The organism is Pseudomonas sp. B21-019 (genome assembly GCF_024749225.1).
In the GTDB taxonomy this organism is placed as follows: Bacteria; Pseudomonadota; Gammaproteobacteria; order Pseudomonadales; family Pseudomonadaceae; genus Aquipseudomonas.
The window spans coordinates 2,306,253-2,329,777 of sequence record NZ_CP087193.1; the positions used below are offsets into that span (position 1 = coordinate 2,306,253).

The following is a 23,525-nucleotide window of genomic DNA, read 5'->3' on the forward strand; positions in this document are numbered from 1 at the left end:
TGGCTGGAATGCTTGAGGCGAGCCATCCCGCAGGGCTTTCGTCGCATGAATGAAACGATCGCGCGCGACGACCCTTCGCCGTCGCGCGCAACGCCTTACGGCAGCGGCAATCAACACCTTCTCGCTGGCCGAGGAATGTTCAAACAAAGGATGAGGCTATGGTTCAAGTTCGCAAACTGGTGTTAGCAATAGCGGCCGCCTCGGCGCTGTCCTCCGGTATGGCGCATGCCCTCGGGCTTGGGGAATTGACCCTGAAATCGACGCTGAACCAGCCTCTGGTAGCAGAAATCGAGTTGCTCGACGTCAAGGACCTCACGGCTGCCGAAGTGGTGCCGAGCCTGGCCTCGCCCGAAGATTTCGCCAAGGCTGGTGTCGACCGTCAGGCGTTCCTCAACGACCTGACTTTCACGCCGGTGCTTAACGCCAGCGGCAAAAGCATCCTGCGCATCACCTCCAGCAAACCGTTGTCCGAACCGATGGTGAAATTCCTGGTTCAGGTGATGTGGCCAAGCGGTCGTTTGCTGCGTGATTACAGCGTGCTGCTCGATCCGTCCAAATTCTCGCCGCAAACCGCCGATGCCGCCGCGCAACCGGCGCCAGCCCAGGCGGTGACCGCGCCAGTCACCGGCGCGACCAAATCGACGCAATACACCACCACGTCGCGCGATACCCTATGGGAAATCGCCGCGAAGGCGCGTAGCGGTGGATCGATCCAGCAAACCATGCTGGCCATCCAGGCGCTGAACCCGGATGCCTTTATCGACGGCAACATCAATCGGCTGAAAACCGGCCAGGTGCTGCGTCTGCCGGATCAGGTGCAAAGCGCCAGCCTGCCGCAACCCAAGGCCATCGCTGAAGTCGCGGCGCAGAACTCTGCATGGCGCCACGGTCGTCGCTATGTGGCGAAGCCCGGAAGCGGGCAGCAGCAACTCGATGCCACCAAGCGTGCTCGCGGTGACGGCGCTTCGTCGCAAGTCGCCACGGACAAGCTGAGCCTGGTCTCTGCCGACACCGGCAAGGGCCGTGGCAAAGGTGCTGCCGGTGACGCGAAAGCCTTGAGCAACAAGCTGGCCGTGACCCAGGAAAGCCTCGACACGGCTCGCCGTGACAACGCTGAACTGAAAAGCCGCATGAACGACCTGCAAAGCCAGCTGGACAAGCTGCAGCGCCTGATCGAACTGAAGAATAATCAGTTGGCCAAGCTGCAAGCCGAAGGCGGCGCGGGCGCACCGGCGGCTACGACCGCTCCGGCGATGTCGGCGGAACTTGCGGCCAATCCTGCGGCAACGCCTGCGGACCCGGCTCCGGCGGCTCCTGCGCCAGAGGCTGCTGCACCGGAAGTCGTTCCGGCGCCAGTCGTCGAGCCGACGCCTGTGGCGTCCGACGAGCAGAAATTCAACGAACTGCTGACCAACCCGATCCTGCTGGGTCTGGTGGGTGGCGGTGCGGTGGTTCTGCTGCTCTTGCTGCTGTTGCTGGCTCGTCGCCGCAAAGCTCAGCAAGAAGCAGAAAAACATCTGCGCATGGCCCGTGCCTTGGCTGAGGAGCAAGAGTTCTCCGCCGACCTCGACCTGCCGGAAAGCAGCTTCGAAGGTCTGGAAGTTCCACCGCCAAGCGTGAAACTCGCGACCGCACCAACGCCTGCACCTGCACCAGTGATTGCCCCGGTTGTGGTGACGCCACCGATCGCTGCACCGTTGGTTGCGCCTGCCGCCGAACGCTCTGACGACGTCTTGGCCCAGGCACAGTCGCACATCGCGGCCGGTCGCCTGAATCAGGCTGCCGCGTTGCTGGAAGACGCTATCAAGCAAGAGCCGCAACGCAGCGACCTGCGCCTGAAGCTGATGGAAGTCTACGGTCAGCAGGGCGATCGCGATGCGTTCGTCGCTCAGGAGCGTCAACTGGTGGCCAACGGCGACAACTTCGCCCGGGTCGAACAGCTGAAAAGCCGTTTCCCGGCCATGGTGGTTGCGGCGGTGGGTGGTCTGGCCGCCGCGGCTGTCGCCGCCGAGCTGGACGCGCAGTACGTCAAGGAGCTGCTGCTGGACGAGCCGCAAGCCCCGGAACCGGCACTGGCTGACTTTGACAGTGCTTTCGATCTGAGTCTCGACGATCTGGAAGCGGCTACTCCGATCACGCCTGCGGTTGCAGTCGAGCCAGCACCGCAACCACAGCCTGAGCCAGAACCAGAGTCTCTGGCTGAGCTGGACGAGTTTCCGCTGGACGACGACCTGAGCTTTGAGTCGGTGTTGCAACAACAGACTGAAATCAAGGAAAGCCTCGACGATCTGTCGGACTTCGACCTGGACATGGACCTGGGTGGCGATGCTTCGCCAGAAACCCTGGCTGAAGACGACTTCCTGCTGAGTCTGGATGACGACCTCAAGGACTTGCCTGCCGCTGAAGTGCCGACTGTCACTGAAGCGCCGGTCGCGACTGAGGCGCCGCTCGACGACCTGGAGTTGCCGGCTGACTTCGATCTGTCGCTGGCCGATGAAATGGACGCCACCCCGGATAAGCCTGACGCCTTTGAAAACGAACTCAACGACGTCAATGCCGAGCTGGATCGTTTGTCCCAGAGCCTTGGCGAGCCGAGCTTCACCGAAGAAGACGCTTTTGCCTCTGCGGACGATGAGCTCGATTTCCTCTCTGGCACCGACGAAGTCGCCACTAAACTCGACCTGGCCCAGGCCTACATCGACATGGGCGACAACGACGGCGCTCGGGACATCCTCAATGAGGTGGTGACCGAGGGCGATGCGGGGCAGAAGAGCGAAGCCAAGGAAATGCTCTCGCGTCTGGCGTGAATCGTCGGTAAGGCGTAAACAAAACGGCAGCCCGTCAAGGCTGCCGTTTTTGTTTGGGGGATGCGATGGGGTTGGTACATTCAACGCCGTGTCACAGTTACGCTGGCATCCCGGTCCGGCGGCCTTATAATGCCTGCCTTTGCGTAGATCAGTAGGCTGTCACCCCTTGGCAAATATAGATAATCCGGCCGCCGAAATGGCGGCCGACGGCTTTTTCCGGATCGCGTTGGGCGTTGAGTACAAAGGTTCGCGTTATCGCGGCTGGCAACGTCAGGCCTCCGGTGTGGACACGGTGCAGGAGCTTCTTGAAAAGGCTTTGTCCAAAGTCGCCGACTCACCCGTGTCGCTGCATTGCGCCGGGCGCACCGACGCCGGTGTGCATGCTTGCGGCCAAGTGGTGCATTTCGACACCCAGGTCGAGCGCTCGATGAAGGCCTGGGTCATGGGTGCCAACATCAACTTGCCGCACGACATCAGCGTCAGCTGGGCCAAGGTCATGCCGGCGCATTTCCATGCGCGGTTCAAAGCCATCGCCCGGCGCTATCGCTACGTGATCTACAACGATCAGATCCGCCCGGCGCACCTGAACGAAGAAATCACCTGGAACCACCGCCCGCTGGACGTCGAGCGCATGTCCGAGGCCGCTCAGTACCTGGTCGGCACCCACGACTTCAGCGCTTTCCGCGCCGGCCAGTGCCAGGCCAAGTCGCCGATCAAGGAGCTGCATCACCTGCGCGTTACCCGCCATGGCAAAATGATCGTGCTGGATATCCGTGCCAGCGCGTTCCTGCACCACATGGTGCGCAACATCGCAGGCGTCTTGATGACCATCGGTGCTGGCGAGCGTCCCGTGGAGTGGATGAAAGAGGTGCTGGAGAGTCGCGTTCGTCGTTCCGGCGGGGTGACGGCCCATCCGTTTGGCCTGTATCTGGTGCAGGTCGAGTATCGCGACGAGTTCGAATTGCCCGAGCGTTACATCGGCCCGCACTTCCTCACCGGCTTCTCGGAACTTGACGGCTGACGCCTTCGAACGCTTTTGATACCATCCGGGACTTTCCCGCAATTGCCCTGAGGTTCTATCGACATGTCGGCCGTTCGCAGCAAGATTTGTGGGATTACCCGCATAGAGGATGCGTTGGCGGCGGTTGAGGCCGGGGCCGATGCCATCGGATTTGTGTTCTACGCCAAAAGCCCGCGGGCCGTGACGTTCCAGCAGGCGAGGGCGATCATCAAGGCCTTGCCGCCGTTCGTGACCACCGTGGGTTTGTTCGTCAACGCCAGTCGTTGCGAGTTGGGGGAAATCCTCGACGCCGTGCCACTGGACCTGTTGCAGTTCCATGGCGACGAAACCGCCGCTGATTGCGAAGGCTGGCACCGGCCGTACATCAAGGCATTGCGGGTCAAGGCCGGTGATGACATCGCGGCGGCTTGTGACGCATACCCAAGTGCCAGCGGTATTTTGCTCGACGCCTATGTCGAAGGTGTTCCCGGTGGAACCGGTGAAGCCTTCGACTGGTCACTGATACCGCAAGGCTTGAGCAAGCCGATCATCCTGGCGGGCGGCTTGACGCCAGATAACGTCGCCGAGGCGATCGCCCGGGTTAGGCCTTACGCGGTGGACGTCAGCGGAGGGGTAGAGGCGAGCAAGGGCATCAAGGATCACGCAAAGATTCAGGCATTCATCAAAGCGGTTGTAGGAGCTGCGTAGGAGCTGTCGAGTGAAACGAGGCTGCGATCTTTTGATCCTAAAGATCGCAGCCTCGTTTCACTCGACAGCTCCTACGTTGATGTGACGGCTGGCAGACTGCCGCCGTCCACTGCTCTGTACAAAAGAGGTGCACCTGCACAAAGCAGGCATGGCTGAGAATTTTTGGGTTGTACGCAGGTCGCGTCTCGCTGACCCGGCAATCCATCGATCATCGCTACACACATGAATTTAGCTCAAGGGCATACGCGGGGCTGCGAACCAGAGCGTTCGGGCCGCCGGTACTGGAGAAAGAAAGCATGAGCAACTGGTTAGTAGACAAACTGATCCCTTCGATCATGCGTTCCGAGGTCAAGAAGAGCTCGGTGCCTGAAGGTCTGTGGCACAAATGCCCGTCTTGCGAGGCGGTGTTGTATCGTCCGGAGCTGGAAAAGACCCTGGACGTTTGCCCCAAGTGCAACCACCACATGCGTATCGGCGCACGTGCGCGCATCGACATCTTCCTCGACGCTGAAGGTCGTGCCGAACTGGGCGCGGACCTGGAGCCGGTTGACCGTCTGAAATTCCGTGACGGCAAGAAGTACAAGGATCGCCTGACCGCTGCGCAAAAGCAGACCGGCGAAAAAGACGCACTGATCTCCATGAGCGGCACCTTGCTGGGCATGCCGGTCGTGGTGTCGGCTTTCGAATTCTCCTTCATGGGTGGCTCGATGGGTGCCATCGTCGGTGAGCGCTTTGTGCGCGCCGCCAACTACGCCCTGGAAAACCGTTGCCCGATGATCTGCTTCTCCGCTTCCGGCGGTGCACGGATGCAGGAAGCGCTGATCTCCCTGATGCAAATGGCCAAGACCTCCGCGGTGCTGGCACGTCTGCGCGAAGAAGGCATTCCGTTCATCTCGGTGCTGACCGACCCAGTCTACGGTGGTGTTTCCGCCAGTCTGGCAATGCTCGGCGACGTGATCGTCGGTGAACCGAAAGCCCTGATCGGTTTCGCCGGCCCGCGCGTGATCGAGCAAACCGTTCGTGAAAAACTGCCGGAAGGCTTCCAGCGCAGCGAGTTCCTGCTGGAGCACGGCGCGATCGACATGATCATCCCTCGTCAGGAACTGCGTCCACGTCTGGGCAACCTGCTGGCACAACTGACCGGCAAGCCGACACCTAAATTCGTCGCCGCTCCAGTCGAGCCGATCGTGGTCCCACCGGTACCTGCGAACCTATGATCGAGCGCACCCTTGGCGAGTGGCTCGCCTACCTTGAACAGTTGCATCCTTCGGCCATCGACATGGGGTTGGAGCGTTCGCAACAGGTAGCGTCCCGCATGGGGCTGGGCAAGCCGGCGCCTCGGGTGATCACGGTCACCGGCACCAACGGCAAAGGGTCTACCTGCGCCTTCGTGGCTTCATTGCTGCGGTCGCAGGGCCTGAACGTGGGTGTCTACAATTCTCCGCACCTGCTGCGTTACAACGAGCGGGTGCAGGTCAATGGCGTCGAAGCCACTGACGCGCAGCTGTGCGAAGCCTTTGCCGCGGTCGAGGCGGGTCGCGGCGAAACATCCCTGACTTACTTCGAAATGGGCACCCTGGCGGCGTTCTGGCTGTTTCAACAGGCCGGTCTCGATGCAGTGGTGCTGGAAGTCGGCCTGGGCGGGCGCCTGGACACAGTCAACGTGGTGGATGCCGATATAGCGCTCGTCACCAGCATTGGTGTCGACCATGCGGATTACCTGGGTGATACCCGCGAATCCGTGGCCTTCGAAAAGGCCGGAATCTTTCGCCAGGGCGCGCCTGCACTGTGCGGCGATCTGAATCCTCCTCAACCTCTGCTGGATAAGGCGCGCGAGCTCAATTGCCCGTTTTTCCTGCGTGGGCGCGATTTCGACCTCGGTATCACCGATCACAACTGGCAATGGCGCGGCATTGACGCCCAAGGGCGTGCGGTCGAATTGCACGATCTGCCATTGCTCGATCTGCCGATGGAAAACGCTGCACTGGCGTTGCAGGCTTACCTTCTGCTCGGTTTGCCTTGGGTGGATGCGCAGATTATTGAAGCGTTGAAAGCGACGCGGATCGTCGGTCGTCTTGATCGTCGGCAGTTCGACTGGCAGGGCAAGCGTCTGAATCTGCTGCTGGACGTGGGGCACAACCCTCACGCGGCAGAATATCTGGCTCGGCGTCTGGCCAGTCGACCGCCGGCCGGCAAGCGTCTGGCGGTGTTCGGGTTGTTGGCGGACAAGGACCTGGATGGTGTTGTCGATGAATTGAATGCTAGTGTCCAGCATTGGGCCGTCGCGCCGCTGGATTCGCCGCGGGCACGGCCGGTAGCTCAGTTGCACGCGGCGTTGCAGAACCTTGGCGCCTCGGTTACGTCCTATGACAGCGTGGCCGCTGCCCTGGAAGGGCAGTGCGCGCAGGCGACGAGCGACGACGAGATTCTGTTATTCGGATCATTTTATTGTGTCGCCGAGGCCCTTGAGTGGCTGGCCCGGCACTCCACGGAGGAAGCGGCAAATGGCTTTGCTGGATAAGGCGTACAAGCAGCGCATGGTCGGTGCCTTGGTGCTGGTGGCGCTGGCGGTGATTTTCTTGCCGATGCTGTTTTCCCGTCAGGACGAACAGCGCCAGGTAAGGGTCGACGCGCCTGCTGCGCCGCATGCCCCCGCAGTGCCGCAAGTGCAGATCGAGCCGGTGGCGGTGCCTGAACCGCAGGCATTGCCGCAAGAGCCTGTGCCAAGCGACGACGAAATTGCCGAGCAGCAAGCGCCGTCGGCACCGATTGCGCCAACGGCTCCCGTAGCGCCAGCGCCGCCGGCTGCCAAGCCAGTCGCGCCGCCAGCAGCGCCAGTTGCCAAGCCTGTGCCTGCACCTGCCCAGCCAATCGCGGTTGCACCGACCAAGCCGATCGCTACTCCAAGTCGCGTCGATGCCAATGGCCTGTCGGTCAGCTGGTCGGTGCAACTGGCCAGCCTGGCGAGCCGTGAGAGCGCTGAAAGTCTGCAGAAAACCCTGCGCAGCCAGGGCTATAACGCCTATATCCGTTCCTCCGATGGCAAAAATCGGGTGTTCGTCGGGCCGCTGATCGAGCGTGCGGAAGCCGATCGTCTGCGTGATTTATTGAGTCGCCAGCAGAACCTCAAGGGTTTTGTGGTGCGTTTCCAGCCTGAGCGCGGCTAAATCTATCGCCCCGATTTGAAAAGCACTGATAATCTCAGCTTACCGACAGCCATGGGCTCTGCTAAAATGCGCCGCCTCATCTGTCTGTAGGCTGCACTGTGCCATTTACCTGGGTTGACTGGGCGATCGTTGCAATCATCGCCATCTCCGCTTTGATCAGTCTGAGCCGCGGCTTCGTCAAGGAAGCACTCTCGCTGCTGACCTGGATCATCGCAGGAGTCGTTGCCTGGATGTTCGGTGGTTCATTGTCCGAGTACCTGGGCGGATACATTGCTACGCCGTCGGCTCGTGTTATCACGGGCTGTGCCATCATGTTTGTCGCCACTTTAATCGTAGGCGCAATGATCAATTATCTTATCGGCGAGTTGGTTCGCGTCACCGGGCTATCCGGGACCGATCGATTCCTCGGCATGGCTTTCGGCGGGGCGCGTGGCGTGTTGCTGGTGGTCGTGGCGGTCGGGCTGTTGAGCCTGGGGCCGGTACAGCAGGACGAGTGGTGGAAAGAGTCGCAGCTCGTGCCAAAATTTCTATTGGTCGCAGACTGGTCCAAAAACCTGATCCTCGGGTGGAGCAGTCAGTGGCTTGCCAGCGGAATCAGCGTACCCGCTGATATTCCGTTCAAGGAGCACCTCTTGCCGACGGCCAAAACGCCTCAGTGAGTTGTGTTCAGTTCAGATCCATTAAGTAGGGGTTGCGTCGCATGTGTGGCATCGTCGGTATCGTCGGTAAGTCGAACGTCAATCAGGCGCTGTATGACGCGCTAACCGTCCTCCAGCACCGCGGCCAGGACGCTGCCGGTATCGTGACCAGCCACGATGGCCGGTTATTCCTGCGCAAGGACAATGGCCTGGTGCGTGACGTGTTCCATCAGCGTCACATGCAGCGCCTGGTCGGCCACATGGGCATTGGCCATGTGCGTTATCCGACCGCGGGCAGCTCGACCTCGGCCGAAGCTCAACCGTTTTACGTCAACTCGCCGTACGGCATCACCCTGGCGCACAACGGTAACCTGACCAACGTTGAACAACTGGCCAAGGAGATTTACGAATCTGACCTGCGCCACGTCAACACCAACTCCGATTCGGAAGTGCTGCTCAACGTGTTCGCACACGAGCTGGCCCAGCGTGGCAAGTTGCAGCCGACTGAAGAAGACGTGTTCGCGGCCGTCACCGACGTGCACAACCGTTGCGTCGGTGGTTACGCGGTCGTGGCGATGGTGACCGGTTATGGCATCGTCGGTTTCCGCGATCCGCACGGCATCCGCCCAATCGTTTTCGGTCAGCGTCACACCGATGAAGGCGTCGAGTACATGATCGCCTCCGAAAGCGTTTCGCTGGACGTGCTCGGTTTCACCCTGATTCGCGACCTGGCACCGGGCGAAGCGGTCTACATTACTGAAGACGGCAAGCTGCACACCCGTCAGTGCGCGACCAACCCGTCGCTGACCCCGTGCATCTTCGAACACGTCTACCTGGCACGTCCGGACTCGATCATCGACGGCGTTTCGGTTTACAAGGCCCGTCTGCGCATGGGTGAGAAGCTCGCCGAGAAAATCCTGCGCGAGCGTCCGGACCACGACATCGACGTGGTCATCCCGATTCCGGACACCAGCCGCACCGCGGCCCTGGAGCTGGCGAACCACTTGGGCGTCAAGTTCCGCGAAGGCTTCGTGAAGAACCGCTACATCGGTCGGACCTTCATCATGCCGGGTCAGGCTGCGCGGAAAAAATCCGTACGCCAGAAGCTCAACGCCATCGAACTGGAATTCCGCGGCAAGAACGTGATGCTGGTGGACGACTCCATCGTTCGCGGCACCACCTGCAAGCAGATCATCCAGATGGCTCGCGAAGCCGGCGCCAAAAACGTCTATTTCTGCTCGGCGGCCCCGGCCGTGCGTTACCCGAACGTCTACGGCATCGACATGCCGAGCGCTCACGAGCTGATCGCCCACAACCGTTCGACTCAGGACGTGGCCGACCTGATCGGTGCTGACTGGTTGATCTATCAAGACCTGCCTGACTTGATCGAAGCGGTCGGTGGCGGCAAGATCAAGATCGACAAGTTCGATTGCGCGGTGTTCGACGGCCAGTACGTCACCGGCGACGTCGACGAGGCTTACCTGAACAAGATCGAGCAGGCGCGTAACGATGCCTCCAAGGTCAAGACCCAGGCAGTCAGTGCGATCATTGATCTGTACAACAACTGAGTAACTACCGGCCCTGAGGGGCCGGTTTTGTATCTGGCTTTTAATTTACGAGAATAGGGAAAGGAGTGACAGCATGAGTCAGGATTGGGATGCCGGTCGGCTGGACAGCGACCTCGAAGGCGTAGCGTTCGATACCCTGGCCGTACGCGCCGGTCAGCACCGCACGCCGGAAGGCGAGCACGGTGATCCGATGTTCTTCACTTCCAGCTACGTATTCCGTACCGCCGCCGACGCGGCTGCGCGTTTTGCCGGTGAAGTGCCGGGTAACGTTTACTCGCGCTACACCAACCCGACCGTGCGCGCGTTCGAAGAGCGCATTGCCGCGCTGGAAAGCGCCGAGCAAGCGGTGGCTACGGCGACTGGCATGGCCGCGATCATGGCGGTGGTAATGAGCCTGTGCAGTGCCGGCGATCACGTGCTGGTATCACGCAGCGTGTTCGGCTCGACCATCAGTCTGTTCGAGAAATACTTCAAGCGCTTTGGCATCGAAGTCGATTACGTAGCGCTGGCGGACTTGTCCGGCTGGGATGCGGCGATCAAGGCCAACACCAAACTGCTCTTTGTAGAATCGCCGTCCAACCCGCTGGCCGAGCTGGTGGATATCACCGCGCTGTCGGAAATCGCTCACGCCAAGGGCGCGATGCTGGTGGTCGACAACTGCTTCTGCACGCCTGCACTGCAGCAGCCACTGAAGCTGGGCGCGGACATTGTCGTGCACTCGGCGACCAAGTTCATCGACGGCCAGGGTCGTTGCATGGGCGGTGTCGTGGCGGGTCGCAGCGAGCAGATGAAAGAAGTCGTCGGTTTCCTGCGCACTGCCGGGCCGACCCTGAGTCCGTTCAATGCCTGGATTTTCCTCAAGGGCCTGGAAACGCTGAGCCTGCGCATGAAGGCGCATTGCGCCAATGCCCAGCAACTGGCTGAGTGGCTGGAGCAGCAGGACGGCATCGAGAAAGTCCATTACGCCGGACTCAAGAGCCATCCGCAGCACGAACTGGCCCAGCGTCAGCAGAAGGGTTTCGGTGCAGTCGTGAGTTTCGAGGTCAAAGGCGGCAAAGAGGGCGCCTGGCGCTTTATCGATGCGACTCGCCTGATTTCCATCACCGCCAACCTGGGCGACAGCAAAACCACCATCACGCACCCGAGCACCACCTCTCACGGCCGTCTGGCGCCGCAAGAGCGTGAAGCTGCGGGGATCCGTGACAGCCTGATTCGCATTGCGGTCGGTCTGGAAGACGTGGCAGACCTGCAAGCCGATCTGGCGCGCGGGTTGGCTGCCTTGTGATCGAGTTGTCGACGCCGACCACGGGCACCCATGGCCGCGTCGCGCTGGTCACCGGTGCCGCGCGCGGCATTGGCCTGGGCATTGCGGCCTGGCTGATCAGCGAAGGCTGGCAGGTGGTGCTGACCGATCTGGATCGCGATCGTGGTTCGAAAGTGGCGAAGGTGCTCGGCGAAAACGCCTGGTTCATCGCCATGGACGTCGCGAATGAAGCACAGGTGGCGCTGGGTGTGGCCGAGGTGCTGGGGCAGTTCGGGCGTCTGGATGCGCTGGTGTGCAATGCGGCAGTGGCCGATCCGCACAACATCACCCTGGAAAGCCTTGACCTGGCCTACTGGAACCGAGTGCTGGCGGTGAACCTCAGTGGGCCGATGCTGTTGGCCAAGCACTGTGCGCCGTACCTGCGCGCTCACAGCGGCGCCATCGTCAACCTGGCCTCGACCCGTGCTGCGCAGTCGGAGCCCGACACAGAGGCTTACGCGGCGAGCAAGGGCGGTCTGTTGGCCCTGACTCACGCCCTGGCTATCAGTCTTGGGCCAGAGATTCGCGTCAACGCGGTCAGCCCCGGCTGGATCGATGCACGAGATCCAGCGGCACGGCGCGCCGAACCGCTGACCGACGCCGATCATGCGCAGCATCCGGCGGGCAGGGTAGGGACCGTCGAAGACGTGGCGGCGATGGTGGCCTGGTTGCTGTCGAAGAACGCTGGTTTCGTCACGGGCCAGGAGTTTGTGGTCGATGGTGGCATGACCAAGAAGATGATTTACAGCGAGTAACAGGGCAGGGGCGCCGTCCCCGGCATTGATGTTGAATGTGTTGCCATCATCGTCGGCTCGCCGCCGAGAGTCGGGTCGCTCCCACATTAGAAAACCTGTTGTCTGAAGAGGCGCGGTCCACTGTGGGGGCGAGCGTGCTCGCGAAAGCGGTCTGACGGTTGTCGGCCTAGTCCGGAATGACACGATTTTGTCTTTTTTAGAAAAACTTCAAGCGGGGTATTGACTTAGCTTCGGTACCTGCGTAAATTTCGCGGCCTCAGAGATGCAAAGGGTGATTAGCTCAGCTGGGAGAGCGTCTGCCTTACAAGCAGAATGTCGGCGGTTCGATCCCGTCATCACCCACCAACTCTTGAGACTCTTGTGTAAACAAGAGGGAAGCTGAAAAGCCTCCACCGACGCGCAGCGGTAGTTCAGTCGGTTAGAATACCGGCCTGTCACGCCGGGGGTCGCGGGTTCGAGTCCCGTCCGCTGCGCCATATTTTCCGAGTCAGGTTTGCCCTGGTTCGAGATTGAAAAGCGAGATTGAAAAGTCTCGAAGCTTCAATCAGACGAGTTACTTGAGCGTCAGCTCAAAGCGATACGCAGCGGTAGTTCAGTCGGTTAGAATACCGGCCTGTCACGCCGGGGGTCGCGGGTTCGAGTCCCGTCCGCTGCGCCATATCTGCCTCAAGGCCCACTGAACGCCTTGGAGCTACGAAGAAGGCCGTTGGCAATCTTCGAGTCGATAGCAAAGACCCTGGTCGAAAGACCGGGGTTTTTTGTGTCTGCGATTTGGCTTTTTCTTCTTTCGCGCCTTTGCGCTCTGATCCTTCTGCATCCAGCCTCGGCGCTACAACGGCCGAGTCACTTTGCGCGCCACTGAAATCTGTTGGGCTTCGACGGCGACTTCGCTACAAGAAGTCGCCGCTCCTGAGTCGGTCGATCAGACCCCGAGCTTGTCCCGCAATCCGTAATACCAGGCGCCCAACGCCGCGAACGGCGTACGCAGCAACTGCCCGCCGGGGAACGGGTAGTGGGGCAGGTCGGCGAAGGCGTCGAAGCGTTCAGCCTGACCACGCAATGCTTCGGCCAGTACCTTGCCCGCCAGGTGCGTATACGTCACGCCGTGGCCACTGCAGCCCTGGGAGTAGTAGATGTTGTCGCCCAGGCGCCCGACCTGGGGAAGACGCGACAGGGTCAGCAGGAAGTTGCCGGTCCAGGCGTAATCGATTTTCACGTCCTTGAGTTGCGGGAAGGCCTTGAGCATCTTCGGTCGAATGATCGCCTCGATGTTCGCCGGGTCCCGCGCGCCATACACCACGCCGCCACCAAATATCAGGCGTTTGTCGGCGCTCAGGCGGTAGTAGTCGAGCAGGTAGTTACAGTCTTCGACGCAGTAGTCCTGAGGCAGCAGGCGCTTGGCCAATTCATCGCCCAAGGGTTCGGTGGTGATCACTTGAGTCCCGCAGGGCATCGACTTGGCCGCCAGCTCCGGCACCAGATTACCGATGTACGCGTTGCCGGCGACGATGATGAACCTGGCCCTTACCTTGCCCTGAGGCGTATGCACCACCGGGTTGGCACCGCGCTCGATGCGCACTGCCGGCGATTGCTCGTAAATAGTGCCGCCCAACGACTCCACGGCTGCTGCTTCGCCCAAGGCAAGATTGAGTGGATGAATATGCCCGCCACTCATATCGAGCATGCCGCCGACATATTGATCGCAAGCCACTACCTCGCGGATGCGACGCTGATCCAACAGCTCAAGCTGCGTGTGACCGAAACGCTCCCACAGGCGCTTCTGAGACTCCAGATGGCCCATCTGCTTGTCGGTAATGGCGGCGAACACACCGCCATCCTTCAGGTCGCACTGGATATTATATTTGGCCACTCGCTCACGAATGATCCGCCCACCTTCGAACGCCATCTGCCCTAGCAACTGAGCTTGCTTGGGGCCGACGCTGCGCTCAATCACATCGATATCACGGCTGTAGCTGTTAACGATCTGGCCACCGTTGCGTCCCGACGCACCGAAGCCGACCTTGGCGGCTTCCAGCACCGTAACCTTGAAACCGTTTTCCAGCAGGAACAGGGCAGAGGACAGGCCGGTGTAACCGGCGCCGATTACACAGACATCAGTCTCTACATCATCCTGCAAGGCCGGGCGCGCTGGCGCCGCATTGGCCGACGCGGCGTAATAGGACTCTGGGTAGGGAGTGTTCGCCATCCTGCAGCCTCTGTTTAATATATTTTACGAGTGCATTGATCCTACCCGAGTTAAAAATCGACCGCCAGCCACCGGAAAATCTTCTTTGCCACAGCGAAATTAAATATTTTGCATATTCATAGGGTTAGGTGAAAAAAAGGTGTTGACACCCCTCCGGAATTCCGTAGAATGCCGCCTCACAGCAGGCACGTAGCTCAGTTGGTTAGAGCACCACCTTGACATGGTGGGGGTCGTTGGTTCGAGTCCAATCGCGCCTACCAAACAAAATCCGCTCTGCTGGGCGGTCTGGAAGGGCCCACCGAAAGGTGGGCCCTTTTTTGTTGTCTGCGATTTACCTGGCTTTTGCAAAATCCTCAAAAACGCCAACTCGGCGCCTTACTTCCAGTAAATACTGTTGCTGAACTAATACCGCCATAGCCGTCTACATTCTTCAGGGGGCATCCCCTTTCGGAGAGAACGGATATGTTTAGATCTCGCTCGTTGATCGCCGCTATGACGTGTCTTGCCTTGGTGTCCGGTTCAGTGACTGCATTGGCCGACCCGGGAAACGGGAAAGGCCAGGGAGGTGGCAAGGGAAATCCACAATACAACCAGGACCATGGCAACTCCGGCCATGGAAACAAAGGGAAAGGTTCAGGGGGGGACGATTGGAGTCACGGCCCGAGCATCAACCACGGTAGCGTCCTTGGCATCGTGGGTGGTTATCGCGACTACTGGAGCCCCGGTCCCGCCTTGCCACCCGGTATTCAGAAAAACCTTGCGCGCGGTAAACCTCTGCCGCCGGGGATCGCCAAAAAGCTCGATGGCCGTCTGCTCGGCCAGCTTCCCCACTACGATGGCTATGAGTGGCAGCAGGCTGGCACTGACTTGATTTTGGTGGCCATCGCTACCGGGATCATCTACGAGGTGCTCAATGGCGCATTCGATTGATGTGAGGGCGATAAATTTCAATCGCGCCCTTGCCGCATAACGACCAGCAACATCGCGGGAAGCAGTGTGCCGGTTCGATCACTGCACATTGCTTGCCCGCTGGTCGCCGGCCTTTGAACTGTGTGGGGGGGAGACGGTCAATTATTCCGTGCAATATCAACCTCCACGGAACCTCACCATGCTATTAAAAAACAAGAGTTTTGTTGCCGTCATGTCCTGCGTGATGATGCTTGCAGCCGCCCCGTTATTGCCCGCTGAACTGTCCATCATGAGCTCCGCCTACGCGAAGGATGGTGGCAATGGAGGTGGTGGCGGCGGTGGTAACGGTGGTGGCAATGGCGGCGGTAACGGCGGTGGTCATGGTGGCAACGGCGGTTCCGGCCATTCCGGCGGCGTCAGTAGCAATGGCCGTGGCGCAGGCTTGAGTAGCGACCATGTCGGCCTTGGTGCAGGCTTGAGTGGCACCCATGTCGGCCGTGGCGCCGGCTTGAGCAGCGACCACGTCGGCCGTGGCGCAGGCTTGAGTGGCGCCCACGTCGGCCGTGGTGCAGGCTTGAGTAGCGCCCATGTCGGCCGTGGCGCAGGCTTGAGCAGCGATCACGCCGGCAAAGCCGTTCGAGATCATGGCGTCAATGGCAACCACTTTGGTAGCGAACGTAACAGTGACCGTGGCCATGGCGCAGTCACTTCGGGCATTGCGCATTCCAGGGACACGCGAGGAATTGCCAAGGCCTCTGCCATTTCGGCCACTACGCCTGGTGATCACAACACGAAAGGGTTGAGCAGCGCTCGCACTTCGATTTCAAAACGACTGGATTAAGTCCAGAACTCTCAAAAACCGGGTATCCATCAGGAACCCGGTTTTTTTTCGCCTGCAATTTGCCCGATGGCGAGGTGCGGGAGATCAGCCCAGCTACATGCGTGAGCAAATCCCACGCGATGGACTACTACTGTAAGGCTGATTCAACTTTGTCCTGATGGGAGTATGTCGATGCTGGCTCACTGGTTTCTGGCGGCGGTTCACCTCTTGGCCTTTGGTCTGGGTTTTTGGGCTGTACTGACCCGCGGTACGGCGTTACGTCGTCTGAGTGCCGGGGCAGGGGACGCTCGCCGTGTTTTGATTGCAGATAATCTGTGGGGGATCTCTGCAGTCACTCTGCTGATCACGGGTGGGCTACGAGCCTTTGGCGGGTACGAAAAAGGCACTGACTACTATCTTCACCAACCCCTGTTTCATCTCAAGATGACGCTCTTGGTGTTCATCCTGTTGCTTGAGATTGCACCGATGGTGACGCTGATCAAATGGCGGATTGCGCTGGGGCGCGGCGCGGCTATCGATACCGGGCGCGCAACGCTGTTTGCCCGTATCAGTCATATCGAGGCGCTGTTGCTGGTGCTGATGGTCGTGGCGGCTACGGGCATGGCGCGTGGTGTGACGTTTGGCTAACCGGGCAGGGGAGGAGCGCTCTTTCTCGCTGCAAATCCGAAACGTCTGACAGTCATGGCAGGAGCCAGGGCAGTAGTATCGGCTCCGTGTTGCGATGGCATCGCAAAGAGAGACGGAGCGCAGAACGATGCGGCACTTGAATCTTAGCCAGCCGTTACTCGAGGCAGAATGGGCTGGCTACTGACTGCAGCAGGATTCAGGGTGTTTGCGGCTTGTCCGGGGCGGTCAGGCCAGCCTGGATGCGTTGATAAATTTCTTCGCGATGCACCGCAACGTCTTTCGGGGCGTTGATGCCAATCCTGACTTGCTGGCCGCTAACGCCCAGAATGGTGATCGTAATGTCATCACCGATGTTTATGCTTTCACCGACTTTGCGGGTGAGTATCAGCATGGTTTTCTCCTTGATTGCTTTGTAGGGCACCTGGTTCGGACAGTGCAGAGGTCGGTATTAGATATAGATTAGTGCGAAGTTTCACGGTTTGGGTGCCTCTTTCTGACGCGCAGATGCTGCATTAATTCCCAAGGTGTAACTATACAGAGGCCGCCACCATCATTCTCGTTGTTTTGAGCCCATTTTGCGGCACTCGGGATGGATCCATGGATGTTAAAATCGCCGCTTTAAGCATTCGGAGGAAAGCGTTGTGCGCAAAATGGTCTTGGTAATCGCGGTACTGACGCTGGCCGGATGCGGTGAGGATAAAGGGGTTGACGCTCAAAAGCCGCAACCGGCAGTCGCCTCCGTCCCCGCGGCGGTAACGGGCCCGCAGTGGGACGTCGAAGTGCGTGGCGAGACACCCCAGGCGGTCAGTGACCTGAGTGGTTGGTTGATTGAGCACAGCTTCGTTCCCAACGTCGTGAAGGAAAATGGAAAGGTTCGTATTCTGGTCGGGCCGTTCGGTTCGCAAGCCGAGGCGCAGGCCAGGCAAGCTGAAATAACGGCGGCGCTGACCCGGGCGAAAAAGATGAACATCGAATCGCTGATCGTCGAACACCCGACGGCTCAGTAACCGTCCTTTTCGCAACGCGCAGATCCGCATGCCGGGCGATGTGCCAGGGAAGCGATCTGCGAGGTCGCTCCCCTGGTGATGTGTCGGCATAAACGTTACATCAAGGTATTTTGCGGCAACCCCAGCAGGCCGGTCAGGGTGTTAATGATCGCTTGTTGCCGGGCACGGTCTGTCTGGTGCACGGCTTCCGCGGCGGCAACATCGGCGTCGCAGTGGGGACACGTCACTTCGTGTGCATGGATGTACTGCAAGCATCCACGACACAGCGCCAGTTGTGGTGGAATACGTCCTTCGTCCGGCGATTTCTGGCCCTGGTTCGCCCAGGCCAGTTTGATCACCTGGCCGCTGTCGCTGACGCTGTTCACCTTCTCGCCGGTATCGATGCGCTCGGTAATCAGATCAAAACGTCCGACGGCGAAGGAGGTTTTTGCCGCGTCCTCGAGTTTGACGATGCGCTCGCGCAACCCGCGCTTTTGCAGGTCCAGCGCGCGGTAATGGCAGTAGGGATTGTTGCCGGGTTTGCCGAGCAGGGAATGCGAGGTCCAGGTGCAGCCGCCACGGCAGACGTCGTTGTAATAGCAGCTTCGGCAGTAGCCCCACAGGTCGTCGACCCCCCGCAGGCGACCAAAGTGCATGCCTTCGCTGTAGTGCCAGATATCGTGCAAGCTCATGTTGCGTACGTTGCCGCCCGAAAACCCCACCGTTGCCAATGACGGGCAACCCTTTACCGTGCCGTCGGCTTCCAGCGCCAGCACGGTCTGGCCGGCGGCGCAGCCACTCCAGTGCACGCGCTCGTCGCCGAAACCACGCCACATGTGCTCGTAAGGGCCGTAGTAACCAATATTGTTGCCCACGTTCATCAGCAGGCCGCGATCGACCCCTTCACGGTAGAGGCGCGCCAGCAGCGGCATCACTTCCAGCAGTTGATAGGGCTGCAACAGCAGCTCCGGGTGATCGACGGCATTGCCCATGGCGACTGTCAGCTGGATCTGCCAGTGAGTGGCGCCGAGGTCGATGATCAGGTCCATCAGCTCGGGCAGGTCGGGCAACGTGGCCGCGCCGATTTGTGTGTTGACGCTCACCGCAAGCCCGGACTGTTTGGCGCGTCGCAGGGTGTCCACCGCCTTGTCGAACGAGCCCGGAACATTGCGCACTGCGTCATGCAGTGGGGCCAGTCCATCCAGTGACACACCGACGCCATTGAGCCCGGCATCCACCGCTGCCTGCATTTTCGCGGGCGTCAGGTTGCGGCCACCGGTTTGTATGGCGCAATACATACCGTGATCGTGGATGGCCTGGATCAGTTGGGTCCAGTCTTTGCGCAAATACGCTTCGCCGCCGATCAGGGTGATCTCGCGGGTGCCGAGTGCTGCCAGGGAATCGATGACGTCCAGGCACTCCCGGGTGTTCAGTTCATCGGGGCGTCGATGGCCGGCGCGTGAGCCGCAATGCAGGCATTTGAGATCGCAAGCCAGAGTGATTTCCCAGACCACATGCACCGGCACGTAGCGTTTGAGGTCGGTTTCACTGAGGTAGCGGGCAGGGCGACTGTCTGACATGGGAAATCCTTGCGCACCAACGCGTGCGCGGCACGAATCCATCGAAGTGTTCGCGCCTTCCTTGAGTCAATGGCGCGACCGGATTTACCTTTTGTTGTTGGTCAATAGCGCGGACCATGTGGGAGCGAGCAAGCCCGCTTCCACATGGGTTTGCGCTTACCTGCCTGGGGTTAGCGGGCCTCCAGGCGGGCGATTTCAGCGTTCAGCTGCTCCAGCGCGCTGCGCAGGGCTCCACTGTTGGCCAATTGCTGTTCACCCTGGCTCACCACGGACTTCAGTTGCGCCAGGTCACCGCTGGTTTGCGCTTGCTGTACCGCGACGGCATAGAGCGGCACCGCATGGTGCGGATGCTCTGGGCGCTCAATCAAGGGGGCCTGGCTGACGGCGGCGTGTCTTACGGTAGTCCAGTGATCCTGATCGAAGTACTTGTAGTCGGCAAAACCGCTGGCCCAATCACCACCTAAAATGCCCCGTAGGTCGAAGGTCTGGGCGATCTGGCTGTAAGGGCCACTAGGGCTGCCATCCAAGGAGAGGAGGATATGGCTTTCCGCCTCGGGAATCAGTTTTGCCTCGGAGTAACTACCCCAGACACGGGCACGGAAGTTGAGTGGAGGGTAGGTACTTTGATAAATGCTGGCCATTCCGCTGACTTTCTTGTTGACGGTATCTACCAGCAGATCCAGGGTTAAAACCGGTGCGCCCAATAGGTGACTACTGACATTCAGGCGGGTATGAAAAAGTCCGATTGACATGGTGCTACTCCCTTATTTGTATTCTGGACAACTCGGGCATGTTTCGTGGGTAGGTCAGCGGCGCTCCTGCCGGCTGATTTCACCCTTGGCCGTTTCGAGCGCACTTTGCAGCTGGGGTTGCTGATCCAGTTGTTGTTGAGCCAAGCGCGCCAGGTTTTTCATCTGGGCCAGGTCACCGCTGGCAATGGCACTTTGAATCGGCGCGGCGTACAGCGGCATGATCGGTGGATACGGCAGAATGACCGGGCCGGGCTCCAAAGGCACTGATTTATAAGCGTTGGAGGGCACCGACTCGACGAGATGGGCGGGAGCATTGACCTGGACCCACCGCTGACCATTGAAGTACTCGTAATTGGCGACACCTTCTTTCCAGTCGCTACCGACTACCAGATGCAACTTGAAATTCACGATTGAGTTCGAGCCCGGGCCGCCATTATTGCCTTGAGCGGTAATCAAGATCTTGCTGACGCCAGGTTTCATAACCGTCAGGTAGGTGTATTCGCCCCAGACATCGGAGTGCACATCCAGCGGCGGGTTGGTGGCCTGAGTGATGGCGGCAGTGCCGTTTACTGTTTGGTCAGGGGTAAAGACCAGAAGATTAAGTGCCAGACTTTGTGCGCCCGCGGCCGAAGTACCAATTCGGTAGCAGAGTGGGAACAAGCCGACAGGTTGTTGATTGGAACCAGACATAATTATTGCCTCCATTGCAATAAGGGGCGTGGAAATAGCTATTAGTGCTTTTCCAGGCGTGCGATTTCCTTAACCAACTGCTCGTAAGCAGTTTTTAGCTCTTTATTTTCTGGTGTGGATGCATCGCGTTGTTTCAACAGCGTCTTCATTTGCGGCAGGTCGCCTGCCTTGATCGCGCCTTGGATGGCCACCCCATAGGGGGGCATGCTATGGCGAGTTGAAGTGCTCATAACGATTCCTTCCGTGGTGTTTGCGGGCACTGCTGTCATCAGCAGTTTTTGCAGTTAAGCAGGCGCCGATAAATATGCAATGGGCTGTGCAAGAGTAATTTTTAATATCGTTTTATTTATCGCGGCGGGTGAGCAGTCGAGATATTTGATATTAAGATTGGCGATAAGTTAGTGCGATTCCTCATGAGTCCTTATTGTTTTTATCGCCATTGATAAAGAGTGTTGGGGCGGTCTGTAACGCCCTGGACTGAGATCATTCAAACAGCGCTGACCTTGTGCCCGAACCGTTCCCGATACACCGAAGGCGGCACGCCGACCACGCTGCGAAATGCCGCCCGGAAACTCTCCACCGAGCGATAACCGCAGCGCTGGGCAATCTGGTCGGTGTTTTGATTCGTACTCTCCAGCAGCTCGCGGGCCCGGGCCAGGCGTTCATGCTGCAGCCACGCTTTGGGGGGCATACCGCTGGCTTCGGTGAACCGCCGCAGGAACGTGCGCTCACTCATGGCCGCCTCGCTGGCGAGGTCGCGAACCTCCAGCGGTTCATGCAGACGTTCCCGCGCCCACTGCATGACCCGCGACAGATCGCTGCGCGGCGTCGGGCTGACCGGTGACGGAATGAATTGCGCTTGGCCGCCGGTGCGTTGCGGCGACATTACCAACCGCCGCGCCACCGAGTTGGCCACCTGCGTGCCGAAATCCCGCGCGACCAGATGCAGGCAGGCATCGATGCCGGCGGCGCTGCCGGCCGAGGTAATCAACTGACCCGAATCGACATAGAGCACGTCCGGATCCACCAGAATGTTCGGGAAACGCTCGGCCAGTTCAGTGGTGTAGCGCCAATGGGTGGTGGCGCCGTGACCGTCCAGCAAACCGGTGGCCGCCAGTACGAATACCCCGGAACAGATCGACAGCAGCCGCGCGCCTCGGGCATGAGCCTGACGCAGGGCTGCGAGCAAGGGCTCCGGCACCGGCGCGCTGCGGTCGCGCCAGCCGGGGATGATGATGGTTCGGGCGCGCTCAAGCAGTTCCATCCCGCCGTCGGCCAGCACCTGAATGCCGCCCATGGCGCGCATCGGCCCTTGGTCGACGGCGACGATGCGGTGCTCGTACCAAGGGAAATCGAACTCTGGCCGCGCCAGGCCGAAGATCTCCACGGCAATGCCGAATTCGAAGGTACAGAGGCCGTCGTAGGCCAGAATCGCGACTAAACCTGGGGTGGGCTGCATTTGGCGGAAAATTCCCGGTGAGTGTCTTGTGCGCCACTGTAGCGGCAAGGCCGGAGCAGATAAAGTTTTCTCACACCCACTGAGACTTTGGAGTACAGCCCATGCCTAGCCTGGTTCGCGAGATTCCCGCAGCCCCGTCCGCCATCGCCCTGATGCACTTCAGCAATCGTCTGACCTTCGAAACCGATTGTTCCGACGTCTACAGCAGCCAAGAGGCCGGCGAGGTGGATTTTGTTCTGGTGGACGTGCGCGGACCGTTGGCGTTCGAACGCGGACATGTGCCAGGCGCGATCAACATCCCGAGTCGATTGATCACAGCGGATAGCCTGGCGGACTATCCGAAGTCCACGCTGTTTGTGGTCTATTGCGCCGGACCTCACTGCAACGGCGCCAACAAGGCCGCGGTGAAGCTGGCGGCACTGGGTTACCCGGTCAAGGAGATGATCGGCGGGGTGACCGGGTGGCTGGATGAAGGGTTTGAGTTGAGTGTTGCGGTGCAACCCGCCGTTGCGTTGACCATTAGCTGTGAATGCTGACTCAGTGTGGCGAGGGAGCTTGCTCCCGTTGGGGCGCGAAGCGGCCCCGAGAACTGCCAACCATGCCCCCTGAATAAACCGTGTTCTCAGTGTTTACGACTGCTTCGCAGCCGAGCGGGACGGTGCGGCGATCCGACAAGCTCCCTCGCCACAGATTCAGCGATTAGCTGATGAAGCGCTCCACCATGCATCCAGCGTCGCCTGCAGCCAGTCAAACACTGCTGCATAAGCGGCGCCGTCCTGTGGTTCCCGGGGCAACGGTGATTCCTCGCCAAAGTGCTCATTGAGGATCGCCACCGATTCAGCATTCCATTCCGGGTGGAACTGCAACCCCACCCGCGTCGGGCCAACGCGATACATCTGCTGCTCACAAACCTCGCTGCTGGCCAGCAACTGCGCAGCGGGCGGCAGATCGATCGCGTCTTCGTGCCATTCCAGCACCTTCAGCGTCTGGCCATCGGCAAAGGTCACGGTAGTCCAGCCGGTTTCGGTGTGAGCCATCCGCCGCACATTGCCACCCAGGCTCAGCGCCAGCAACTGCGCCCCCAGGCAAATCGCGAACACCGCCGCGCCCTGATCCAGGCTGCCCGCCAGCCACTGACGTTCTGTTTCCAGCCATGCCGGCCCGGCACCTGATTCATAAGGCCCACCCAATAGAATCAGCGGTGCCGCGCTCACCGGCGGCAACTGACCGAGGTCGGCGCGAAACACGTTCAGGGTGATGCCTCGGGATCGGGCCCATTCGGCAATGGCGCCGGGGCCTTCGGCAGGATGGTGCTGGATCAGATTCAGCGCGGGCATCACGTTTCTCTTGTGGGGGCAGTTGGCGGGTCAATGTGAGGCAAAAAAAGGTTCATCGCCAGTGCGACTCTTCGATCGGATCAGTACCCGAAAATGTGTAGGTTTTGTCTGAAGCAAAGGATTGTCCTACAGTCCTTGCACCACCTCGGAGCACACTTCAAGTGCGTCGAATCCCTCGGCTTCTTTTTTATA

23 protein-coding genes and 4 tRNA genes are annotated in these 23,525 nt (G+C 59.9%); 19 read left to right on the forward strand and 8 right to left on the reverse strand.

Translation table 11 applies throughout. From position 1 onward, the window contains the following. The first annotated feature begins 158 nt into the window (after positions 1 to 158). From LOY36_RS10350 to LOY36_RS10410, 13 genes are all read left to right on the forward strand, one after another. Entirely contained in the window at positions 159 to 2,807 is a 2,649-nt protein-coding gene (locus LOY36_RS10350; protein WP_258673283.1) for a FimV/HubP family polar landmark protein, read from the forward strand. A 196-nt stretch (positions 2,808 to 3,003) separates the two neighbouring features. Next, positions 3,004 to 3,828, forward strand: coding sequence for a tRNA pseudouridine(38-40) synthase TruA (truA, locus tag LOY36_RS10355; protein ID WP_253426823.1), 825 nt, complete (start codon positions 3,004 to 3,006; stop codon positions 3,826 to 3,828). A gap of 63 nt (positions 3,829 to 3,891) precedes the next feature. Next, positions 3,892 to 4,515 carry a phosphoribosylanthranilate isomerase gene (locus LOY36_RS10360; RefSeq protein WP_258673285.1) on the forward strand — a complete coding sequence of 208 codons (624 nt, stop codon included), beginning with the start codon at positions 3,892 to 3,894 and terminating at the stop codon, positions 4,513 to 4,515. 296 nt (positions 4,516 to 4,811) lie between these two features. After that, on the forward strand, positions 4,812 to 5,732 hold the full coding sequence (gene accD, locus LOY36_RS10365; RefSeq protein ID WP_007935172.1) for an acetyl-CoA carboxylase, carboxyltransferase subunit beta: 921 nt from the start codon (positions 4,812 to 4,814) through the stop codon (positions 5,730 to 5,732). After that, positions 5,729 to 7,036 (forward strand): bifunctional tetrahydrofolate synthase/dihydrofolate synthase, encoded by a 1,308-nt coding sequence (gene folC, locus LOY36_RS10370; RefSeq protein WP_258673287.1) that lies wholly within the window; start codon positions 5,729 to 5,731, stop codon positions 7,034 to 7,036. The genes accD and folC overlap by 4 nt, the downstream gene beginning before the upstream one ends. After that, the gene (locus LOY36_RS10375) at positions 7,020 to 7,682 is read left to right on the forward strand and encodes an SPOR domain-containing protein (RefSeq protein ID WP_258673290.1); all 663 of its coding nucleotides are present in this window, start codon (positions 7,020 to 7,022) and stop codon (positions 7,680 to 7,682) included. Before folC ends, LOY36_RS10375 begins: the two co-directional genes overlap by 17 nt. A 98-nt stretch (positions 7,683 to 7,780) precedes the next feature. Next, positions 7,781 to 8,341, forward strand: coding sequence for a CvpA family protein (locus LOY36_RS10380; protein ID WP_018928089.1), 561 nt, complete (start codon positions 7,781 to 7,783; stop codon positions 8,339 to 8,341). 41 nt (positions 8,342 to 8,382) lie between these two features. After that, positions 8,383 to 9,888, forward strand: a complete 1,506-nt coding sequence (gene purF, locus LOY36_RS10385) for an amidophosphoribosyltransferase (protein ID WP_007935163.1) — start codon at positions 8,383 to 8,385, stop codon at positions 9,886 to 9,888. 73 nt (positions 9,889 to 9,961) lie between these two features. Further along, positions 9,962 to 11,173 carry an O-succinylhomoserine sulfhydrylase gene (locus LOY36_RS10390; RefSeq protein WP_018928087.1) on the forward strand — a complete coding sequence of 404 codons (1,212 nt, stop codon included), beginning with the start codon at positions 9,962 to 9,964 and terminating at the stop codon, positions 11,171 to 11,173. After that, on the forward strand, positions 11,170 to 11,946 hold the full coding sequence (locus LOY36_RS10395; protein WP_258673295.1) for an SDR family oxidoreductase: 777 nt from the start codon (positions 11,170 to 11,172) through the stop codon (positions 11,944 to 11,946). The genes LOY36_RS10390 and LOY36_RS10395 overlap by 4 nt, the downstream gene beginning before the upstream one ends. A gap of 269 nt (positions 11,947 to 12,215) precedes the next feature. Continuing rightward, a tRNA-Val gene (locus LOY36_RS10400) sits at positions 12,216 to 12,291 on the forward strand. Positions 12,292 to 12,345: 54 nt separating this feature from the next. Then, a tRNA-Asp gene (locus tag LOY36_RS10405) sits at positions 12,346 to 12,422 on the forward strand. 105 nt (positions 12,423 to 12,527) lie between these two features. Continuing rightward, positions 12,528 to 12,604: transfer RNA gene (locus LOY36_RS10410), tRNA-Asp, on the forward strand. A 264-nt stretch (positions 12,605 to 12,868) separates the two neighbouring features. On the opposite strand, the gene LOY36_RS10415 is transcribed toward LOY36_RS10410, so the two are convergent. Next, positions 12,869 to 14,152 (reverse strand): FAD-binding oxidoreductase, encoded by a 1,284-nt coding sequence (locus LOY36_RS10415; protein ID WP_258673296.1) that lies wholly within the window; start codon positions 14,150 to 14,152, stop codon positions 12,869 to 12,871. 183 nt (positions 14,153 to 14,335) lie between these two features. On the opposite strand from LOY36_RS10415, the gene LOY36_RS10420 reads away from it, so the two are divergent. The 4 genes from LOY36_RS10420 to LOY36_RS10435 all read left to right on the forward strand — a co-directional run bounded on the left by LOY36_RS10420 (position 14,336) and on the right by LOY36_RS10435 (position 16,529). Next, positions 14,336 to 14,412: transfer RNA gene (locus LOY36_RS10420), tRNA-Val, on the forward strand. Between the two features lie 202 nt (positions 14,413 to 14,614). Then, a complete protein-coding gene (locus LOY36_RS10425) occupies positions 14,615 to 15,082 on the forward strand; it encodes an anti-virulence regulator CigR family protein (protein ID WP_007935023.1) in 468 nt (155 codons plus the stop codon). Positions 15,083 to 15,260: 178 nt separating this feature from the next. After that, on the forward strand, positions 15,261 to 15,902 hold the full coding sequence (locus LOY36_RS10430; protein WP_258673303.1) for a hypothetical protein: 642 nt from the start codon (positions 15,261 to 15,263) through the stop codon (positions 15,900 to 15,902). A 171-nt stretch (positions 15,903 to 16,073) separates the two neighbouring features. Beyond that, positions 16,074 to 16,529 (forward strand): DUF2214 family protein, encoded by a 456-nt coding sequence (locus LOY36_RS10435; RefSeq protein WP_018928082.1) that lies wholly within the window; start codon positions 16,074 to 16,076, stop codon positions 16,527 to 16,529. A 196-nt stretch (positions 16,530 to 16,725) separates the two neighbouring features. On the opposite strand, the gene csrA is transcribed toward LOY36_RS10435, so the two are convergent. Continuing rightward, positions 16,726 to 16,920, reverse strand: coding sequence for a carbon storage regulator CsrA (csrA, locus tag LOY36_RS10440; protein WP_007938114.1), 195 nt, complete (start codon positions 16,918 to 16,920; stop codon positions 16,726 to 16,728). 250 nt (positions 16,921 to 17,170) lie between these two features. On the opposite strand from csrA, the gene LOY36_RS10445 reads away from it, so the two are divergent. Further along, positions 17,171 to 17,536, forward strand: a complete 366-nt coding sequence (locus LOY36_RS10445; RefSeq protein ID WP_007938113.1) for an SPOR domain-containing protein — start codon at positions 17,171 to 17,173, stop codon at positions 17,534 to 17,536. A 95-nt stretch (positions 17,537 to 17,631) separates the two neighbouring features. Here the strand turns inward: LOY36_RS10445 and LOY36_RS10450 are convergent, their stop codons facing one another. The 5 genes from LOY36_RS10450 to ftrA form a co-directional block, all read right to left on the reverse strand. Beyond that, positions 17,632 to 19,095 (reverse strand): GDL motif peptide-associated radical SAM/SPASM maturase, encoded by a 1,464-nt coding sequence (locus LOY36_RS10450; RefSeq protein ID WP_258673305.1) that lies wholly within the window; start codon positions 19,093 to 19,095, stop codon positions 17,632 to 17,634. Positions 19,096 to 19,265: 170 nt separating this feature from the next. Next, positions 19,266 to 19,847: a DUF1842 domain-containing protein gene (locus tag LOY36_RS10455; protein WP_258673309.1), complete on the reverse strand. Its 582-nt coding sequence runs from the start codon at positions 19,845 to 19,847 to the stop codon at positions 19,266 to 19,268. A 54-nt stretch (positions 19,848 to 19,901) separates the two neighbouring features. Beyond that, positions 19,902 to 20,537, reverse strand: coding sequence for a DUF1842 domain-containing protein (locus tag LOY36_RS10460; protein WP_258673312.1), 636 nt, complete (start codon positions 20,535 to 20,537; stop codon positions 19,902 to 19,904). Positions 20,538 to 20,578: 41 nt separating this feature from the next. After that, positions 20,579 to 20,767 carry a DUF1843 domain-containing protein gene (locus tag LOY36_RS10465; protein WP_018928077.1) on the reverse strand — a complete coding sequence of 63 codons (189 nt, stop codon included), beginning with the start codon at positions 20,765 to 20,767 and terminating at the stop codon, positions 20,579 to 20,581. A 257-nt stretch (positions 20,768 to 21,024) separates the two neighbouring features. Beyond that, on the reverse strand, positions 21,025 to 21,996 hold the full coding sequence (gene ftrA / locus LOY36_RS10470) for a transcriptional regulator FtrA (RefSeq protein WP_258673315.1): 972 nt from the start codon (positions 21,994 to 21,996) through the stop codon (positions 21,025 to 21,027). 101 nt (positions 21,997 to 22,097) lie between these two features. Between ftrA and LOY36_RS10475 the strand changes: the two genes are divergently transcribed. Next, positions 22,098 to 22,532: a rhodanese-like domain-containing protein gene (locus LOY36_RS10475; protein ID WP_258673317.1), complete on the forward strand. Its 435-nt coding sequence runs from the start codon at positions 22,098 to 22,100 to the stop codon at positions 22,530 to 22,532. Between the two features lie 156 nt (positions 22,533 to 22,688). Here the strand turns inward: LOY36_RS10475 and LOY36_RS10480 are convergent, their stop codons facing one another. Further along, a complete protein-coding gene (locus LOY36_RS10480) occupies positions 22,689 to 23,333 on the reverse strand; it encodes a type 1 glutamine amidotransferase (protein WP_258673318.1) in 645 nt (214 codons plus the stop codon). Positions 23,334 to 23,525 lie beyond the last annotated feature (192 nt).

Excerpts from the sequence above, each read along its gene's own strand:
- LOY36_RS10430 (WP_258673303.1), top strand. The coding sequence starts at position 15,261 with ATGCTATTAAAAAACAAGAGTTTTGTTGCCGTCATGTCCTGCGTGATG.
- truA (WP_253426823.1), top strand. The coding sequence starts at position 3,004 with ATGGCGGCCGACGGCTTTTTCCGGATCGCGTTGGGCGTTGAGTACAAA.
- LOY36_RS10375 (WP_258673290.1), top strand. The coding sequence starts at position 7,020 with ATGGCTTTGCTGGATAAGGCGTACAAGCAGCGCATGGTCGGTGCCTTG.
- folC (WP_258673287.1), top strand. The coding sequence starts at position 5,729 with ATGATCGAGCGCACCCTTGGCGAGTGGCTCGCCTACCTTGAACAGTTG.
- accD (WP_007935172.1), top strand. The coding sequence starts at position 4,812 with ATGAGCAACTGGTTAGTAGACAAACTGATCCCTTCGATCATGCGTTCC.
- LOY36_RS10460 (WP_258673312.1), bottom strand. The coding sequence starts at position 20,537 with ATGTCTGGTTCCAATCAACAACCTGTCGGCTTGTTCCCACTCTGCTAC.
- LOY36_RS10435 (WP_018928082.1), top strand. The coding sequence starts at position 16,074 with ATGCTGGCTCACTGGTTTCTGGCGGCGGTTCACCTCTTGGCCTTTGGT.
- LOY36_RS10415 (WP_258673296.1), bottom strand. The coding sequence starts at position 14,152 with ATGGCGAACACTCCCTACCCAGAGTCCTATTACGCCGCGTCGGCCAAT.
- LOY36_RS10480 (WP_258673318.1), bottom strand. The coding sequence starts at position 23,333 with ATGCCCGCGCTGAATCTGATCCAGCACCATCCTGCCGAAGGCCCCGGC.
- LOY36_RS10465 (WP_018928077.1), bottom strand. The coding sequence starts at position 20,767 with ATGAGCACTTCAACTCGCCATAGCATGCCCCCCTATGGGGTGGCCATC.
- LOY36_RS10360 (WP_258673285.1), top strand. The coding sequence starts at position 3,892 with ATGTCGGCCGTTCGCAGCAAGATTTGTGGGATTACCCGCATAGAGGAT.
- LOY36_RS10455 (WP_258673309.1), bottom strand. The coding sequence starts at position 19,847 with ATGTCAATCGGACTTTTTCATACCCGCCTGAATGTCAGTAGTCACCTA.
- LOY36_RS10390 (WP_018928087.1), top strand. The coding sequence starts at position 9,962 with ATGAGTCAGGATTGGGATGCCGGTCGGCTGGACAGCGACCTCGAAGGC.
- LOY36_RS10425 (WP_007935023.1), top strand. The coding sequence starts at position 14,615 with ATGTTTAGATCTCGCTCGTTGATCGCCGCTATGACGTGTCTTGCCTTG.
- LOY36_RS10475 (WP_258673317.1), top strand. The coding sequence starts at position 22,098 with ATGCCTAGCCTGGTTCGCGAGATTCCCGCAGCCCCGTCCGCCATCGCC.
- LOY36_RS10450 (WP_258673305.1), bottom strand. The coding sequence starts at position 19,095 with ATGTCAGACAGTCGCCCTGCCCGCTACCTCAGTGAAACCGACCTCAAA.
- LOY36_RS10350 (WP_258673283.1), top strand. The coding sequence starts at position 159 with ATGGTTCAAGTTCGCAAACTGGTGTTAGCAATAGCGGCCGCCTCGGCG.
- ftrA (WP_258673315.1), bottom strand. The coding sequence starts at position 21,996 with ATGCAGCCCACCCCAGGTTTAGTCGCGATTCTGGCCTACGACGGCCTC.
- csrA (WP_007938114.1), bottom strand. The coding sequence starts at position 16,920 with ATGCTGATACTCACCCGCAAAGTCGGTGAAAGCATAAACATCGGTGAT.
- purF (WP_007935163.1), top strand. The coding sequence starts at position 8,383 with ATGTGTGGCATCGTCGGTATCGTCGGTAAGTCGAACGTCAATCAGGCG.